At 67.1% G+C, this 2146-nt stretch carries 3 protein-coding genes; all 3 read right to left on the bottom strand.

All coding sequences use genetic code 11. From position 1 onward, the window contains the following. Nucleotides 1–380: response regulator transcription factor (locus tag I71_RS29770; protein ID WP_042702906.1), on the bottom strand; the 380-nt coding region annotated here is incomplete at its 3' end. 121 nt (nt 381–501) lie between these two features. Beyond that, complete coding sequence (locus I71_RS29765; protein ID WP_042702904.1) at nt 502–1233, bottom strand: SDR family oxidoreductase; 732 nt, start codon at nt 1231–1233, stop codon at nt 502–504. Nucleotides 1234–1301: 68 nt separating this feature from the next. Further along, on the bottom strand, nt 1302–2146 hold an 845-nt coding region (locus I71_RS29760; RefSeq protein WP_042702902.1), incomplete at its 5' end, for a 2-keto-3-deoxygluconate permease.

Below are 2146 nucleotides of genomic sequence, written 5' to 3'. Positions count from 1 at the left end.
CGCTTCGGAGAGGCCATCCCATGGGAGCGGCGCAGCAGGGCGCGGCACCGCGCCTCCAGTTCCCGCAGGTCGAAGGGCTTGACGATGTAATCGTCGGCCCCAAGGTCGAGCAGATGGATTTTGGTATCGATCTGCGACCGCGCCGTCGTGACCAGCACCGGTGTCCGGTCGCCGCGGCGGCGCAACTGGCGCAGCAGGGTCTGGCCGTCCGGTCCCGGCAGCATGACGTCAAGAATGATGAGCTGATAGGCCTCTGTGTGCAGAAGCTCGTCGGCTTCATCGCCATCCGCTGCCCAATCGACGGCATGGCCAAGGCCGCGCAGGCTGTCGACGACGGCGTCGGCCAGATCCTCGGCATCCTCGATCACCAAGATCCGCATCGGTATTCTCTCGTGGACGGAGCCACGATCATACAGCCTGTGGGGTCGGCGCCATCACGCTTTCTTGGCTCGTACCGCACCGGCCCCATTTCCACCGGTCATCCCAAGGCAGAAGTCCAGGCTACATCGTCCAGCCGCCGTCGATGATGTGGATCTGGCCGGTGGTGTAGGTGGCGGTGGCGAGGTGAAGGGCCAACTCGGCGATCTCGTCGGGCTGGCCGATGCGGCCGATGGGCTGGCGGGCGATGAAGGCGGCGCGGGCGGCCTGGTAATCGCCCTGGGCCGACAGCCGCTCCTGCAACGACGGCGATTCGACCGTCCCCGGGCAGATGGCGTTGCAGCGGATGCCCTTCGCCACATAATCGGCGGCGACCGACTTGGTCAGGCCGATGACCGCCGCCTTGCTGGTGGTGTAGGCGAAGCGGTTGGGAACCCCCTTCACGCTGGAGGCCACCGACGACATGTTGATGATGCAGCCGTCGCCGCGCTCCAGCATGCCGGGCAGCACCGCCCGGGTGGTGCGGACCAGCGCCTTCACGTTGAGATCGAGGGCGAAGTCCAGTTCCTCGTCCTTCATCTCCAGGATCGTGCCGTTGTGCACGATGCCGGCGCAATTGAACAGGATGTCGACACGGCCGATGTCGGCCAGAACCGAGCGCACGGCCGCGTCGTCGAGCACGTTCAGCACCCGCGTCGCGATCCCCTGCCCTGCCAGTTCGGCCAGCTTGGCGCCATTGGCGTCGGTGGCGAATACGGTTGCGCCTTCGCGGGCGAACAGTTCGGCGGTCGCCCGGCCGATCCCCTGGGCAGCGCCGGTGATGACGGCGGTCTTGCCGGCCAGCTTTCCGGTCATGGTCCAACTCCTGAAGCAGTGCTTGACGTGTTTGAAAGACGATCTCGGTCGAAGGATGAGGTCCGCCGTCAATCGACCGGCGCCGCACCGACCGGCATCGGCGAGCCGTCGTCGCGGTTCGTCTCCGCCAGCCCCTGGCCGAAGCGCTTGTACCAGAGGCCGGTGATGACCGGGACGGCGACGGAGGTGACGATGATGCAGATCGCCACCAGCACGGTGGCATCGGCCGCGGCGGGAGCGAATTGCGGGGCGACCGCGGCAATCGCCACCGGGTTGGCGGCGGCGGCACCGGCGGTGGAGGAGGCGGCGATGCCGGCGGTGCCGGTCCCGCGCCCGATGATCTTGTCGGCCAGGATCAGCGGGATCCCCGTCAGGATGATGACGCCGACCGCCAGCAGCAGCCCGAGCCCGAGCAGCGGAGAGAACAGGGTGCCGAGATTGATGGTGTTGCCGAGCGAAAAGGCGAAGAAGGGGATCATCAGCTGGCCGCCCGGCGCGAAAAGGGCGCGCAGCTTGGGATCCAGGTTGCCGAGCGCGAAGCCGACCAGGAAGGGCAGCACGGCGCCGATGAAGATCTGCGGCTCGAAATGCGCGGCGCCGGACGCGCCGAGGATGATCATGCTCATCAGCGGACCGGACTCGATGGAGGTCAGCACGAAGGCGCCGGCCTCCTCCTTGGTGCCGTAGGTCTGCATCAGCGAGGCGTAGAGTCCGCCGTTGGTCATGTCCATGGCGCAGACGATGGCCAGGATCGACAGCCCGGCGAAGAAGCCGGTATGGATGCCTTCGGGCGGAATGAACTGCGAGGCCACCAGCACGATGATCCAGGCGGCGACCAGCTTGGTGAGGACCAGCGTGCCGGATTTGCGCAGCACGGTTCCGGTGGCGCTCAGCTTGATCGACGCGCCCATGC

It is taken from the genome of Azospirillum sp. B506 (genome assembly GCF_000333595.1).
Classification (GTDB): domain Bacteria; phylum Pseudomonadota; class Alphaproteobacteria; order Azospirillales; family Azospirillaceae; genus Azospirillum.
The sequence above is the reverse complement of the archived record's forward strand: the minus strand, read 5'-3'. Positions and strand labels throughout refer to the sequence as shown.

Bases quoted from the DNA above. Each gene is read 5' to 3' on its own strand.
- I71_RS29765 (WP_042702904.1), bottom strand. From the start codon at position 1,233: ATGACCGGAAAGCTGGCCGGCAAGACCGCCGTCATCACCGGCGCTGCC.